The organism is Rhodococcus sp. MPR-R1B (genome assembly GCF_058793255.1).
In genome coordinates this window covers 1-13,359 of sequence record NZ_JBXAFO010000041.1, presented here as the reverse complement: position 1 = coordinate 13,359, position 13,359 = coordinate 1, and the positions used below count along the sequence as shown (strand labels likewise).

The 13,359-nt window shown below is 62.4% G+C and carries 12 protein-coding genes; 6 read left to right on the top strand and 6 right to left on the bottom strand.

Annotated features, from left to right (window positions below; translation table 11 throughout):
* Positions 1–46: 46 nt before the first annotated feature.
* Together AC1Q61_RS30720 and AC1Q61_RS30715 are read right to left on the bottom strand one after the other, a co-directional pair.
* Positions 47–2,581, bottom strand: a complete 2,535-nt coding sequence (locus AC1Q61_RS30720) for an ABC transporter permease (RefSeq protein ID WP_019749299.1) — start codon at positions 2,579–2,581, stop codon at positions 47–49.
* A gap of 4 nt (positions 2,582–2,585) precedes the next feature.
* Positions 2,586–3,359, bottom strand: a complete 774-nt coding sequence (locus AC1Q61_RS30715) for an ABC transporter ATP-binding protein (RefSeq protein ID WP_003945134.1) — start codon at positions 3,357–3,359, stop codon at positions 2,586–2,588.
* Between the two features lie 262 nt (positions 3,360–3,621).
* On the opposite strand from AC1Q61_RS30715, the gene AC1Q61_RS30710 reads away from it, so the two are divergent.
* From AC1Q61_RS30710 to AC1Q61_RS30695, 4 genes are all read left to right on the top strand, one after another.
* Positions 3,622–5,184, top strand: coding sequence for a long-chain-fatty-acid--CoA ligase (locus AC1Q61_RS30710; protein ID WP_003945105.1), 1,563 nt, complete (start codon positions 3,622–3,624; stop codon positions 5,182–5,184).
* Positions 5,185–5,206: 22 nt separating this feature from the next.
* Complete coding sequence (locus AC1Q61_RS30705) at positions 5,207–5,617, top strand: YchJ family protein (protein ID WP_042923391.1); 411 nt, start codon at positions 5,207–5,209, stop codon at positions 5,615–5,617.
* 56 nt (positions 5,618–5,673) lie between these two features.
* On the top strand, positions 5,674–6,270 hold the full coding sequence (locus AC1Q61_RS30700) for an AMIN-like domain-containing (lipo)protein (protein ID WP_215516011.1): 597 nt from the start codon (positions 5,674–5,676) through the stop codon (positions 6,268–6,270).
* A 92-nt stretch (positions 6,271–6,362) separates the two neighbouring features.
* Positions 6,363–8,261, top strand: coding sequence for an ABC transporter ATP-binding protein (locus AC1Q61_RS30695; protein ID WP_070161793.1), 1,899 nt, complete (start codon positions 6,363–6,365; stop codon positions 8,259–8,261).
* A 102-nt stretch (positions 8,262–8,363) separates the two neighbouring features.
* Here the strand turns inward: AC1Q61_RS30695 and AC1Q61_RS30690 are convergent, their stop codons facing one another.
* Positions 8,364–10,139: a DEAD/DEAH box helicase gene (locus tag AC1Q61_RS30690; RefSeq protein ID WP_003945121.1), complete on the bottom strand. Its 1,776-nt coding sequence runs from the start codon at positions 10,137–10,139 to the stop codon at positions 8,364–8,366.
* 224 nt (positions 10,140–10,363) lie between these two features.
* Here AC1Q61_RS30690 and AC1Q61_RS30685 point away from each other — a divergent pair, with 224 nt between their 5' ends.
* Complete coding sequence (locus AC1Q61_RS30685) at positions 10,364–10,615, top strand: hypothetical protein (protein WP_492651400.1); 252 nt, start codon at positions 10,364–10,366, stop codon at positions 10,613–10,615.
* Between the two features lie 5 nt (positions 10,616–10,620).
* Complete coding sequence (locus AC1Q61_RS30680) at positions 10,621–10,992, top strand: hypothetical protein (protein ID WP_492651399.1); 372 nt, start codon at positions 10,621–10,623, stop codon at positions 10,990–10,992.
* A 195-nt stretch (positions 10,993–11,187) separates the two neighbouring features.
* On the opposite strand, the gene AC1Q61_RS30675 is transcribed toward AC1Q61_RS30680, so the two are convergent.
* The 3 genes from AC1Q61_RS30675 to AC1Q61_RS30665 all read right to left on the bottom strand — a co-directional run.
* Entirely contained in the window at positions 11,188–12,045 is an 858-nt protein-coding gene (locus AC1Q61_RS30675) for a hypothetical protein (RefSeq protein ID WP_492651398.1), read from the bottom strand.
* Entirely contained in the window at positions 12,042–12,722 is a 681-nt protein-coding gene (locus AC1Q61_RS30670; RefSeq protein ID WP_492651397.1) for a hypothetical protein, read from the bottom strand. The genes AC1Q61_RS30675 and AC1Q61_RS30670 overlap by 4 nt, the downstream gene beginning before the upstream one ends.
* Positions 12,723–12,750: 28 nt before the next feature.
* Positions 12,751–13,359 (bottom strand): hypothetical protein (locus AC1Q61_RS30665; RefSeq protein ID WP_492651396.1); only part of this gene is annotated, 609 nt, incomplete at its 5' end.

Genomic DNA, 13,359 nt, shown 5'->3' with positions numbered 1-13,359 from the left:
TTTCGGCTGTTACCGCTACCAAAAGTGCGCACGGGGGCCGAAGGCCCTACATGTCTGCAATCGCCTCGAGCGGCTTCGTCTTGGCCGCTCGGTTGGCCGGCCACAGCGCCGCCAAGACACCCACCACACCCGAGCCGATCAGCATTCCGACCACCTGACCCCACGGGATCGTGATCTTGTCGAGGCCCTGATCCGCGAGAGTGCTCACGAAGGCCCAACCGAACGCGATGCCGAGAACAACTCCGACCGCCGCGCCGTACACCGCGATGAGCACCGACTCGAGGTAGATCGTGCGTCGCATCTGTCCGCGCTGCATGCCGACAGCTCGCAGCATTCCGATTTCTCGTCGCCGCTCGACCACCGAGAGTGCCAGGGTGTTGATGATGCCCAGGATTGCGATCACGACCGCGAGTGCAAGCAGTCCGTAGAGGATCGCCAACAACGTGTTGATCTGCTGGCCCTGAGTTCCCTTGAACTCCTCACGATCCTGCACCTGGACGACGACGTACTTCTCCGTGGCCGTTTCGAGCTCGGATCGCAGCGTTGTCAGATCCGCGCCAGGCTTCGCCTTCACCAGAACCACGAAGTCCGGCAGACTCTCGGCCGGCATCAGCTTCCTGTACGCCTCGTCCGAGACGATCCACGAGCCGATCAGCTGGTTGTCCTCGAACACTCCCGCGACAACCGTCTGGTACTCGACGCCGCCGGGACCGGTCAACGTCTGGGTCGAACCCACAGTCCAACCCTTGTCGTCCGCAGTCGACTTCGAGACGAGCATGTTGTTGCCGGTCAGATCGACCGTGCCCTCGAGGATCTTGTATTCGAGCACGCCTTCGATCGGACCGTCGAACGAAGCGCCCTGCTCGTCCTCACCGTCGACCTTCGCACGCACTCCGTGCAACGACGTCGCGCTCTGCACGTCGGGCACCTGTCGGACTGCGTCGGCCGCACCTCGCGGCACGCCGATCGCGTTGGGACCGGTCAGGATGTAGTCGGCCGAAACACCCACGTCGACAAGAGCATTGATGCTCGCCTTGGCCGAGGAACCGAACACTCCGATGACCGTCACCAGCATCAGACCGAGAGTCAACGCGAATGCCGTTGCGGCCGTGCGACGGGGATTGCGCACCGCATTGGTACGAGCCAATCGCCCTATGGCACCGAACGGCTTGGCGAACACGGCACCGAGCGCGCCGACGATCGGCCGCGACAGCGCGGGAGCCCCGAGAAGCACCGCGATGATCAACGAGAACGCACCGAGGCCGACGATCAGCGCCGCGCCACCACCGGTACCGCGAGAGCCGAACACGAGCAGTGCCACACCGATCACGCCGAGAATCGCACCGATCAACGTCCGCACTCGCAGTGAGTCACCGGTGGAGGCGAACTCCTCACGCATGGCCGCCACCGGCGGGATCTTCGACGCACGACGAGCCGGGGCGTAAGCGCTGAGCGTCGTGACGACGACGCCGACCACCAACGCGACGATGATCGTGCGGGCACCCACCTGGAGCGGGCCTTCCGGCAGACCGACGTCGAATGTGTTGAGGAGACTGCGCAATCCGTAGGCGAGACCGATACCGCCGAGCAGACCGATGATGCTGCCGATGAGTCCGACCACGAGCGCCTCGGTGACCACCGAACGGCCGACCTGCGCTCGGCTCGCACCGATCGCACGCAGCAGCGCCAGCTCACGAAGACGCTGCGCCACGATCATCGAGAAGGTGTTGTAGATGATGAACGTTCCGACGAGCAGAGCAATCGCGCCGAACGCCAACAGGAAGTAGTTGATGAAGCTCAGCGCCGAGTCGACCTCGGCCTTGGTCTCCTCACGAACCTGGTCGCCGGTCTGCACCTTGAGATCGGGGAAAACCTGCTCGACGCGTTGCTGCAGTTCCGTCTGCGACACCCCGTCGCCCGCGACGTCGATGTACTCGACGTGTTGGCCGTCGGTGAAGAGTCCACGGGCCTGCTCGTCGGTGAAGAGCGCGCCGATGAACCCGCCGGTGTCACTGCCCGCCCCCTCGTATATGCCGGACAACGTCACGTCCACGATTCCGCGGGCCGGTGCCAGAACCTTGGCGGAGTCCCCCACCTTCAGTCCGGCTCGCTCGGCGGCGCTGGTGTTCAGCGCGACCTGACCGGTCTGCGTCGGAGGCGCGCCCTCGACGAAGGTGTCGGGTTCGGCAATCGCCTGGCCCGGCGGTAGGTAGGACTGACCGATACTCGGCGCGCCGCCGGTCTGAACAGCGCCGCCGTCTGCGTTGATCAGGACGATCTGTCCACTGACGGCCGGGGCTACCGCTCGGACACCGTCGACTGCGGCAAGTTTGTCGACATCCTCGACCGGAACGCCACTGGTGTTGCGCTCTTCCATCGATACCCGGACGTCGACGCCCTGGGCGGTGTTCTCGAAGATCGAATCGAAAGTCTTCTGGAGGGTGTCGGTGAAAACGAACGACCCCGCGACAAAAGCCGTGCCGAGCACCACGGAGAGAACCGTCAGCGCAAGTCGCACCTTGTGTGCCGCCAGGTTGCGCAGGGAAACCTTGCGCATCGGCGAGTTACTTACCGAAGCCATGTGCTCAAGCCCCGGCTTCCACGTTCACGACCGCCTGCGGAGCGTCGAGCCGCTTCATACGATCAAGGACCGAATCCGCCGTCGGCTCACGCAATTCGTCGACGATCTTGCCGTCCGCGAGGAACACGACACGATCGGCGTACGCCGCTGCCCGCGGATCGTGCGTCACGATCACCACGGTCTGGTTGAACTCGTCCACGGCCGCCCGCAGGATCGAGAGCACCTCCCCGGAGGACTTCGAATCGAGGTTTCCGGTCGGCTCGTCGCCGAAGATGATCTCCGGCTGACCCGCCAGCGCACGCGCACACGCCACACGCTGCTGCTGACCACCCGAGAGCTCTCCCGGCCGGTGATCGAGGCGATCCCCGAGACCCAGCTTGGTCAGGACGCTGTTCAACCAGGTCGGGTCCGCTTTGCGTCCCGCGATGTCGAGCGGCAACGTGATGTTCTCGAGCGCGGTCAGGGTCGGCACCAGGTTGAACGCCTGGAAAACGAAACCGATGCGATCGCGTCGCAATTGGGTCATCTGTTTGTCGGAAAGCGTCGTGAGTTCCGTGTCACCGATGAGAACAGAACCCGAACTGGCGGAATCCAGACCGGCGAGGCAATGCATCAGCGTCGACTTACCGGAACCGGACGGCCCCATGATCGCCGTGAACTCACCGCGGGCGAAATCTGCGGACACCGAACTGAGGGCGTGCACCTGGGTATCTCCGGTGCCGTAGGTCTTGGACAGGCCGACTGCGCGGGCCGCGACATCCTGGGCGTGCGAACTCATGATCGCCTTTCCTGTTCACTTCGGTGCTACTTTGCGGGCGTGACGGGCGCCCGTGAAAACACGGACGCCCGCAATGGTTGGTTCCATCCTGTCGGGTGGCGGGCGCGCCCGCCATCGGGGACCACCCTGATATCTGCGGCCGAGCCGGTCAGGGTCGGGGGAATGCGACCCCTCCTGCTTGTGCGCATTGACTGGAAACAGCGATACGAAGACCGGGCGCACATTAACCTTGTGACACCAATCACACGAGAGAGGCGGCCGAATGTCCGACGCCACCGCTGGAATCATTTTCGATCGGCTAGAGCACTGGGCGACGGTCAAGCCTGATCAAGCAGCGATGACCTTCCAAGGGACCGAATTCACGTGGGCTCAGTGGCGGGACCGCATCTTGCGTATCGCCGCCGCCCTCGCCGAATCAGGCATCGGTGCCGGCGACACTGTCGCGTTCGTCGACAAGAATCATCTGTCCTGTCTCGAAGTCACCTACGCCGCCTCACTACTCGGCGCCGCGAATGTCGTTCCCAACTGGCGACTTTCGAGCGAAGAGCTGGATTACGTTCTCGCGGACTGTGGCGCTCGCATTCTGTTCGTCGGCAGCGAACTACTCCCCCAGGTCGTCGCGATGCGAGACCGCTTGACGGCCGTCGAATCGATCTTCGCCGTCGGCGGTGAACACGACGAATTCGAGCCGTGGATCGACGAGGTCACACCGCTGCACTCCCGCCCCGAGGTGAGCCCCGATGCCACCGCTCTGGTTCTCTACAGTTCCGGGACGACCGGTCGCCCCAAGGGTGTCCAGCTCACGCATCGAAACCTGTTCGCGCACAGCAACAATGTCCTCGAAATCCTGCCGGCCCACGAGGATCACCGATTCTTGATCGCGATGCCGATGTTCCACGTCGGCGGAACGTGCTACGCCATCATGGCAATTCACACCGGTGGCCGCTGTTACTTCACGAGAGAAGCCGACGGACCGTCGATCTTCGCCGGTCTCGCCGCCGGAGCCAACATCGCCTTTCTCGTCCCACCGGTCATTGCCGGAGTCCTGGCCGCAGGCGAGCAGGCGGTCGCCGCCTTCAAAGCATTCAAACGCATCACCTACGGCGCCGCCCCCATGCCGCTCCCACTGTTGCGCGCGGCACTCGCAGCGTGGCCGGACACCGAATTCGTGCAGGTCTACGGCATGACCGAAATGGCAGGCGTCATTACCGCGTTGATGCCGGACGTTCACCGCGACGAGTCGCAGGTCGAGCGCATGGCATCGGCAGGTACGGCGATCCCCGGCGTCGAGATGCGCGTGGTGGACCCCGTCACGCTCGAGGACGTGCCCACCGGAACGACCGGTGAACTGTGGTGGCGATCCGAACAGTGCACACCCGGATACCTGGGTAAGCCCGAGGCGACGGCCGAAACGATTACCGCAGACGGGTGGCTACGTAGCGGCGACATGGGCCGCGCCGACTCCGACGGCTTCGTCTTCATCGAGGACCGCCTCAAGGACATGATCATCACCGGCGGCGAGAACGTCTACTCCCCCGAGATCGAACGAGTACTGGTGGAGCATCCGGCAATCGCCGAGGTCGCGGTCATCGGCGTTCCCGACGACCGTTGGGGTGAAACCGTCAAGGCTGTCGTGGTTCTCACTGCCGAAGCGCAGATCGACGAAGCCGAACTGATCACCTATACACAGGAACGCCTCGCAAAGTTCAAGTGCCCGACCAGTATCGACGTCGTCGAGATTCTTCCCCGCAATCCCACCGGAAAGATCCTCAAACGCGACCTCCGCAAACCGTACTGGGAGAACCGCGAACACAAACTGGTCTGAGTTCGCGTGCTGTAATGGGGCGGTGACTTCGCGCCGCCCCACCACACCCAATCCGACCGATCCGTGCCCGTGCGGCAGCGGCAACGCGTTGGCCGAATGCTGCGGCAAGTACATCAGCGGAGTAGCGCACGCACCGACCGCCGAAACCCTGATGCGTTCGCGTTACACGGCTTTCGCTGTGATGGACGACGAATATCTCACGCGGACTTGGCATCCCGACCATCGCCCAGCCCAACTCGATCTCGACCCCGACCAGAAATGGCTCCGGTTGGAGATCCTGGACACCGAACGGGGCGGGCTGTTCGATTCCGACGGCGTCGTGGAATTTCGCGCTCACTACACATTCGGACGCGAGCGGGGAATGCTCCACGAACGCAGTCGATTTGCGCGAACAGAGGGTAAGTGGCTCTATGTCGACGGCGATATCGGTTAGGTAACTCCGGGCACCGCCGCCGCGGATCCCGATAACGCGAGCCCTACGATCGAGTCATGACAACGAACCGGACGAGATCATTTGCCGCTGTCGCTGCCATCGCAGTGGGCGTGAGCCTGACTGCCTGTTCGCAGGACGCGGAGACCACTCCCACGGCAGCCACCTCGGCCGTCACCTCGACCTCGACCTCGAGTGCAGCAGCGTCGACCACAGAACCAGTCCCGACGGACAGCTCCGACAAGACGTCGGCTGCGGGCACCGAATCCAAGCTCACCGTCGTCGACATCCGAGTGGGCGAGCACGACGGATTCGATCGTGTCGTCTACGAAATGGGCGGAGCCGGCACACCCGGTTGGCGCGTCAAGTACGTCGACGCGGCGACGCAGGAAGGCAGCGGTAAGCCCGTGGCCATCAAGGGTGCCGCAGTGATCCAGGTCCTGATCGACGGTTCCGCATATCCCTTCGACAGCGGAGTCGAGCAGTACTCCGGCCCCAACCCGGTCCCCGGCGTCGGCGGAGTCGTGACCGAGGTCAACGGGTCCAACGTCTTCGAGGGAGTCACGCAGTCGTTCATCGGCGTGACCGAGAAGCAGCCGTTCACGGTCACGACGCTCAGCGACCCTCCTCGCGTGGTGGTCGACGTGGCCCGCTGAGGCCGCACTTGACCTGAAGTTTGGTTGAGGTTCTACCTTCGTGTCGTACCGGCCACGTAATCTTCGTGGCCGGCGACCGGAGGGGCGAAGTCATGAGTATGGAAGTCACCGCGTGGAACGCGATGTACAACGCGATGCACGCGCAAGAAGATCGGCGCCCGTTCTCGAAGGCGACACTGAAGCGGATCGCGACGTTCGCAGTTCCACAGAAACGCAACCTCAGCTGGTACCTCGTACTGAGTGTCGTCACTGCTGCGCTTGCCGTGGCAACACCTGTCCTGGCCGGGCGTGTGGTCAACGCGATAGTCGGCGGCGACGCCGTCGACGTGGTCGTCAAACTTGCCGCCCTGATCGCACTGGTAGCACTTCTCGAAGCCGCTCTGGGCCTGTTGACCCGGTGGCTCTCGGCCAGCATCGGCGAAGACCTGATCCTGCATCTGCGCACCACCGTCTTCGATCACGTCCAGAAGATGCCCATCGCGTTCTTCACCAGAACTCGAACCGGAGCACTGGTCAGCCGTCTCAACAACGACGTCATCGGCGCTCAGCGCGCCTTCAGCGACACCTTGTCCGGAGTGGTCAGCAACTTGGTCACCCTGGTGATCACGCTGATCGTCATGCTCGGGATCTCCTGGCAGATCACCGTCCTCGCGCTGCTACTTCTCCCGATCTTCGTCATCCCCGCACGGCGCATGGGCGCAAAACTTGCAGCACTCAATCGTGAAGCAGCCAACCATAATTCGCTCATGAGCACCCAGATGACGGAGCGGTTCTCCGCTCCCGGCGCGACTCTGGTCAAGCTGTTCGGCCGCCCGTCGCAAGAGTCGGCGGAGTTCGCGGTTCGCGCCCGGCGTGTGCGCAACATCGGAGTCCGGACCGCAATGCTGCAGTCCGTCTTCGTCACAGCGCTGACACTGGTCTCGGCCCTTGCTCTTGCCCTCGTCTACGGACTCGGCGGCTTCTACGCGCTGCGCGGACAGTTGGACGCAGGCGCCGTCGTGGCGATGGCACTGTTGTTGACGCGGCTGTACTCACCGTTGACCGCACTGGCCAGCGCCCGGGTCGATGTCATGAGCGCCCTGGTCAGCTTCGAGCGGGTATTCGAGATTCTCGATCTGGCACCGCTCATCACCGAGAAGCCCGATGCACGCACGGTGCCGGATGGCCCGGTGTCCGTCGAGTTCAAGAACGTCACTTTTGCGTACCCATCCGCGGACAAGGTGTCACTAGCTTCTCTGGAGGAAGTCGCGATCCTCGACACCCGCGGCGGCGAGGACGTGTTGCACAACCTGTCGTTCCGCACCGAAGCAGGACAGATGGTCGCCCTGGTCGGCACGTCCGGTGCCGGAAAGTCGACCGTGGCGCAGATGATTCCCCGCCTCTACGACATCGACTCCGGATCGGTCGAACTGGGCGGTGTCGACGTCCGAGACCTCAGTACCGATTCCATCCGGGAGACCGTCGGCATGGTCACGCAGGACGGGCACCTGTTCCACGAGAGCCTTCGATCCAACCTGCTCCTCGCGCGACCGGATGCCACCGAAGAAGATCTGCGTGAGGTTCTGGAGCGCGCACGGCTCACCGACCTGGTTGCGTCGCTGCCCGACGGACTGGAGACCGTGGTGGGTGAACGCGGTTACCGCCTCTCGGGCGGCGAGCGTCAACGCCTGACCATCGCACGCCTGCTCCTGGCCCAGCCTCGCGTCGTCATCTTGGACGAGGCCACCGCGCATCTCGACTCGACGTCGGAAGCTGCGGTTCAGGAAGCACTCGGCGAAGCACTCGCCGGGCGGACTGCGGTGGTGATCGCTCACCGATTGTCGACGATCCGTTCCGCGGACCTGATCCTTGTCGTCGAGGCAGGCCAGATCGTCGAGCGCGGCAACCATGAGGAACTGCTCGCGCGCGGCGGCCGCTACGCCGAGTTGTACCGCACGCAGTTCGACACCAACGCCCGGAAGAACGGCGCCCTCGCACCGACGCCGATCTGATACCGCGCAGCGCCTTGCCCCCCCACACAGAAAACAGGCGCTGTCCTCCTCGCGGAGGGCAGCGCCTGTTTCAGTCTTCATGACAGTCGTTGAAGCTGTAGGTCAGTCGTTGTAGCGATCGCGTCCGCCACCGCGGCGGTCGTCACGTCCACCACGATCGTCCCGGCCACCACGGTCGCCACGGCCACTCGGACGTCCCTGCGGCGGCCCGAAATCAGGCTGCAGCTGGATCAGGACGCCGGAGATACGTGTGCGACGCAAAGCTTCGAGAGTCTCGTTGGAGAGGTCGGCCGGCAGCTCGACGATGCTGTGATCCGGGCGAATGCTGATGTGCCCGAAGTCGCTTCGACGAAGCCCACCCTCGTTGGCGATGGCACCGACGATGGCACCCGGAACGACGCGGTGACGCTTGCCGACTGCAATGCGGTACGCGGCCAGCTCCTGGCCCTCGGGCCCACGCGAGCGCGGGGCCGGGCCATCGTCGAAACGACGGGGAGGACGTGGTTCACGAGGCTCGCGCTCACGACGCGGCGGTGCCGGCGGCTCGGGAGAAAGCAAGAATGCTTCGCCGTCGCGCGACTGCAACGCCAGAGCGGCAGCGATGTCGATGAGCGGAACGTCGTGTTCCTGGTCGTAGTCCTCGATCATCTTGCGGAACATCGCGAGATTCTCCGAGGCCAGGCTCTCGGTGATGGAGTCACCGAACTTGGCCACGCGCTGGGCGTTGACGTCGTCGACACTGGGAAGCTGCATCTCCGCAAGCGGCTGACGGGTCGCTTTCTCGATGGACTTGAGCAGATGACGCTCACGCGGGGCGACGAACAGCAACGCGTCACCCTGACGACCGGCGCGGCCGGTACGACCGATGCGGTGGACGTACGACTCCGTGTCATGCGGGATGTCGTAGTTGACGACGTGGGAGATTCGATCCACGTCGAGGCCTCGAGCGGCAACGTCGGTCGCGACAAGGATGTCGAGGGCGCCGTTCTTGAGCTGACCGATGGTCCGCTCACGCTGTGCCTGGACGATGTCACCGTTGATCGCGGCAGCCGAGTGCCCGCGGGCCCGCAGCTTCTCCGCCAGGTCTTCGGTGGCCTGCTTGGTACGGACGAAGATGATCATCGCCTCGAATGCCTCGACCTCGAGGACTCGGGTCAGTGCATCGAGCTTGCGCTGATGAGCAACCTGAATGTAGCGCTGCGTGATGTTCGAGGCGGTCGACGTCTTGGACTTGACGGTGATCTCGACCGGATTGTTCAGGTACTGCTTCGAGATCCGGCGAATCGAGCCGGGCATCGTTGCGGAGAACAGGGCGACCTGCTTGTCGCCGGGGGTGTCGCGGAGGATGCGCTCGACGTCCTCCTGGAACCCCATCTTGAGCATCTCGTCGGCCTCGTCGAGAACGAGGTACTTGAGATTGGTCAGATCCAGGGTGCCCTTTTCGAGATGGTCGATGACACGACCCGGGGTACCGACGACGACGTGTGCGCCGCGGCGCAGGCCCGACAGCTGGACTCCGTAGCTCTGGCCACCGTAGATCGGCAGCACGTTGAGTCCGGGGATGTGCGCGGAGTACTTGCCGAATGCCTCGGCAACCTGAAGCGCCAGCTCACGCGTGGGAGCAAGCACCAGCGCCTGGGTCTGCTTGATCGACGTGTCGATCCGCGACAGGACTGGAACTGCGAAGGCTGCGGTCTTGCCGGTACCGGTCTGTGCGAGACCGACGACGTCCTTGCCTTCGAGCAGCGGCGGAATGGTGGCAGCCTGAATGGGCGAGGGCGACTCGTAGCCCACGTCTGACAGTGCCTTCAGTACCCGATCATCGATGTCGAGGTCGGCAAATGTTGGGGGTTCGGGGTCACGCTCAATATCACTCATTTGACCAGCAGTTTAGCCGATACCCCACCTGCAGGAACACACGCGGGGCGCTGACCTGGTAATGCAGGTCAGAACGCACTTTCTCGATTTGCATGTGACAAGAAGGTGACACGCAGCGTTGTTCGAGTGCCTGTTCGACGGATGCAACCTTTCGGATTGGGGCTGTTGGTCTTGTACGTTGCTGCCACGCATCACCACAGATGCACCCGAACCAAGGAGTCATCATGGCCGAAGTCAAGACGCTGACCAGCAAGGACGTTGCCGAGCAGATCGGAACCGACGCGAAGTCGTTGCGCGCGTTCCTGCGTACGCCACAAGGAAAGGCGCTCGTGACAAAGGAAGGAAAGTCGTACGTGTTCAAGCCCGCTGACGTAGCCAAGGTGAAGAAGGGATTCGAGGCGTACGAGGTCGCGCGCAAGGTTCGAGTAGAGGCGAATCCCACACCCGCCGCATCGAGTGACGAAGCCGAGGGCTGATTCCTATGGCCGCAATCGGAGACCCCATCCCGATGCAATTCCTGCCCATCGCCGACGAGACGTGGGAGGTCATCACCCCCGACCTCGTGCGGGGATACAAGCTGCCGAACTACCCCGGCGATTGCACCGGCCCCGGTAGGTGGTTCGTCCTCGCGAATGACGACACGATTGCAGGTCTCATCTGGACGAACTTGGTCGATGGGTGTGGAATCCGGCCTCTCGACGGGTACGACCCGACCAGATTCACGGCTGCTGCATTGACGATCCGCCTCATGCGCGAACAGGGATACACCGCGTTGCAGGCCTTCACGCACCTCGCGAGTGACGAAGCAACCTACTCGGGCGACCTCGCTGCATTGCGCGCAGAGGAAACCTAAAGCGCCGTCAAGACCAAAGGGCGGGACCTGACATCTGATACATGCCAGGTTCCGCCCTTTTGGAGCGTACGACACAATTGCATCTACCCGCACCGACCCTGAGATCAACGCTGACAACCCGCGATTTGCTCGCGTACACATTCACACGCGCACACATACGCAGATCATCAAGGTCGACGCCACGATGGGTGTGGATCAGCTTGCGGCTTCGTCCTCTGCCTCGACATCAATAATCTCACCGTCACTCTGCGTCGGGATATCCGCAGGCCCTATCTGGCGTGGCTCGGCAGGTTCGGGCCGTCCCCCGTCTGCGATCGACTGAACGTGCGTGGCCATCTCCTCCACGCCTTCGAGAATTCCGTTCGCCTGCTCCACACCCGTGTTGGTCAACGTCAGGAATGCCACGACACCCACCAACGCAGCATTGATGCGGGAGGCGAGGCCCGGTCGAGTCGCCATGGCCATTACTCCACTTCCAACCAACTGCCGCGATCGAGTCACGACTGGAGCGCTGCCGAAAAGATCGACATTCGCCAAGAGCCACTCGATGTGGTCAATCTCGCCCCGAATCTGATTTGTCATGCCCCTGGGCAAATCAGCGCTATCGAGCAAGTTGCGCCATTCCTGCAAGCTCGCCCGAAGCTGACTAACTGCGACCTCCGACAGATCGGTGTCCTCATAGCCAAATAGCGTGTCGAACTGCTCCCCCAGGCTCTCAAGCTGATGTAGTGCTGCCACGTTAACGATGTTCTGCGCGTTCGCTGCACGGACGTCGCCCCATACACCCGGGTAAACAACCGAGGAGTACCACTGGGGCAGATATTCGAGGCAACGAACACGTGTTCGATGCGTTTCAGGAAGGCCCATAAGTCGTTCTCCAACGACGTTTAAAAGCCCCACAACTTCACCATGCCGTTGTGCGAAATCTAGGGTTCCGACATGGGCAGACAACACATCAAGCCATCCGTCTTGAACACTTACCGCACCCGTATTCCACAGACGATTCAGGATGTCGTGCAGTGCCAATGCCGGATTCCGCGACTCGTCGCTCACTGTGAGACCCCTGCCTGAACATTTGAAGCCTTAGTAGTTGCAACACTATTCGACTCCTGCGCATCGCGCGCCCACTCAGAGAAGTCGATCACGACGTATGGCAGGTCCCGTTCCTTCAGGACTTCTCGAAACTCATCCTTCTTCCCCCACCAATCGTGGATGAAGAATGCCTGATTGTTGTAGGTCAGTCGATAATCGCTCGGGATTGTCTCACCCGCGTTGGCGGGCTCGAGAACTGCCAACGCGAGCAGCCCGTAAATGGTGCTCTTACTCAATCGCACACTTCCACGTTCGAAGTGCATCTGCATGAGGCCAACCTCAGGACCGTCATTCATCAGCTCGAAACCGTCAGGCAAGGCGTCGCCATGGCCGTGGCAACAGCGATGTATCCCGTAAATCACGTCAGCAATGTCCGGAAGACCGCCCGGCGCTTTCGGGCGCTCGACTTTCACCGGGAACCTCGACTCGTGCACGTTTACACCTGGCGCTGCCATGGGACCGAAGATGTCGTAGTTGTCACGGATGAACGTGGTGAATCGAAGGTTGTTTCCGAGAATGTCCTGGCGCACGTTTCCGGCAGTACCGTCTACCGCCATGCACGCGTGCATCATCGCGCTCTCGAGGTCACCAGCTTGCGCCTCGTCGATTGCCTTCTGTATCGACCGTCCCACACGCATCAAGGCCTCCACTGACTGAGATCGAAACTCATTTCTTGACTACCGCGCCCATCGAGAACCACTGCACGAGTGTCGCTGCGAGATGTACACATGCTCGAGCCGACTCAACCGTGTCCACACCCTTCGCGACATTGCCCTCATGACGCTCAAGATGTGCAGTACCCAGCCGGTCAAGCATCGAGATAACCACGTCGATGTCGTCCTCACCCTTCTGGGTCTCGATCGCAAGCCGCCACTTGTCCTTCTGCTGCTTGAGTGCGCCCACACCCTTCGAATAGATTGCTGTCGAATCATTCGGAACAACCGTGGGCAGCATTACCGCCTCGACTGCACGGATCGCTTCTGCGATAGATTCAGTCGGGTCAGGGTGTAGCGAATAAGCCTTCTTCCACGCGGATTCAAGCCGTGTCGCGGCATTGGGCTTGCCGAATTCGCGTGCCTCGTCAGCAGCCGACTCTGCCAATTTCACGACGGTCGGGTCAACGCGATATTCCAGCCCCATCGGTGTGGCGGAGAGGTAGAAGCCAGCCTCACTAAGGATCTTCTCTAACTCGCGAGAGTCTGTCGACGACGGGTGAAAACTGAACGGATGTCGTCGGACGAAAATTAACCACCTTGCGTGAGTGTTGTGGGGTGA

What these genes read in the sequence shown, in the direction of transcription:
- AC1Q61_RS30720 (WP_019749299.1), bottom strand. Translation starts at nt 2,581, where the DNA reads ATGGCTTCGGTAAGTAACTCGCCGATGCGCAAGGTTTCCCTGCGCAAC.
- AC1Q61_RS30715 (WP_003945134.1), bottom strand. Translation starts at nt 3,359, where the DNA reads ATGAGTTCGCACGCCCAGGATGTCGCGGCCCGCGCAGTCGGCCTGTCC.
- AC1Q61_RS30710 (WP_003945105.1), top strand. Translation starts at nt 3,622, where the DNA reads ATGTCCGACGCCACCGCTGGAATCATTTTCGATCGGCTAGAGCACTGG.
- AC1Q61_RS30700 (WP_215516011.1), top strand. Translation starts at nt 5,674, where the DNA reads ATGACAACGAACCGGACGAGATCATTTGCCGCTGTCGCTGCCATCGCA.
- AC1Q61_RS30695 (WP_070161793.1), top strand. Translation starts at nt 6,363, where the DNA reads ATGAGTATGGAAGTCACCGCGTGGAACGCGATGTACAACGCGATGCAC.
- AC1Q61_RS30690 (WP_003945121.1), bottom strand. Translation starts at nt 10,139, where the DNA reads ATGAGTGATATTGAGCGTGACCCCGAACCCCCAACATTTGCCGACCTC.
- AC1Q61_RS30685 (WP_492651400.1), top strand. Translation starts at nt 10,364, where the DNA reads ATGGCCGAAGTCAAGACGCTGACCAGCAAGGACGTTGCCGAGCAGATC.
- AC1Q61_RS30680 (WP_492651399.1), top strand. Translation starts at nt 10,621, where the DNA reads ATGGCCGCAATCGGAGACCCCATCCCGATGCAATTCCTGCCCATCGCC.
- AC1Q61_RS30670 (WP_492651397.1), bottom strand. Translation starts at nt 12,722, where the DNA reads ATGCGTGTGGGACGGTCGATACAGAAGGCAATCGACGAGGCGCAAGCT.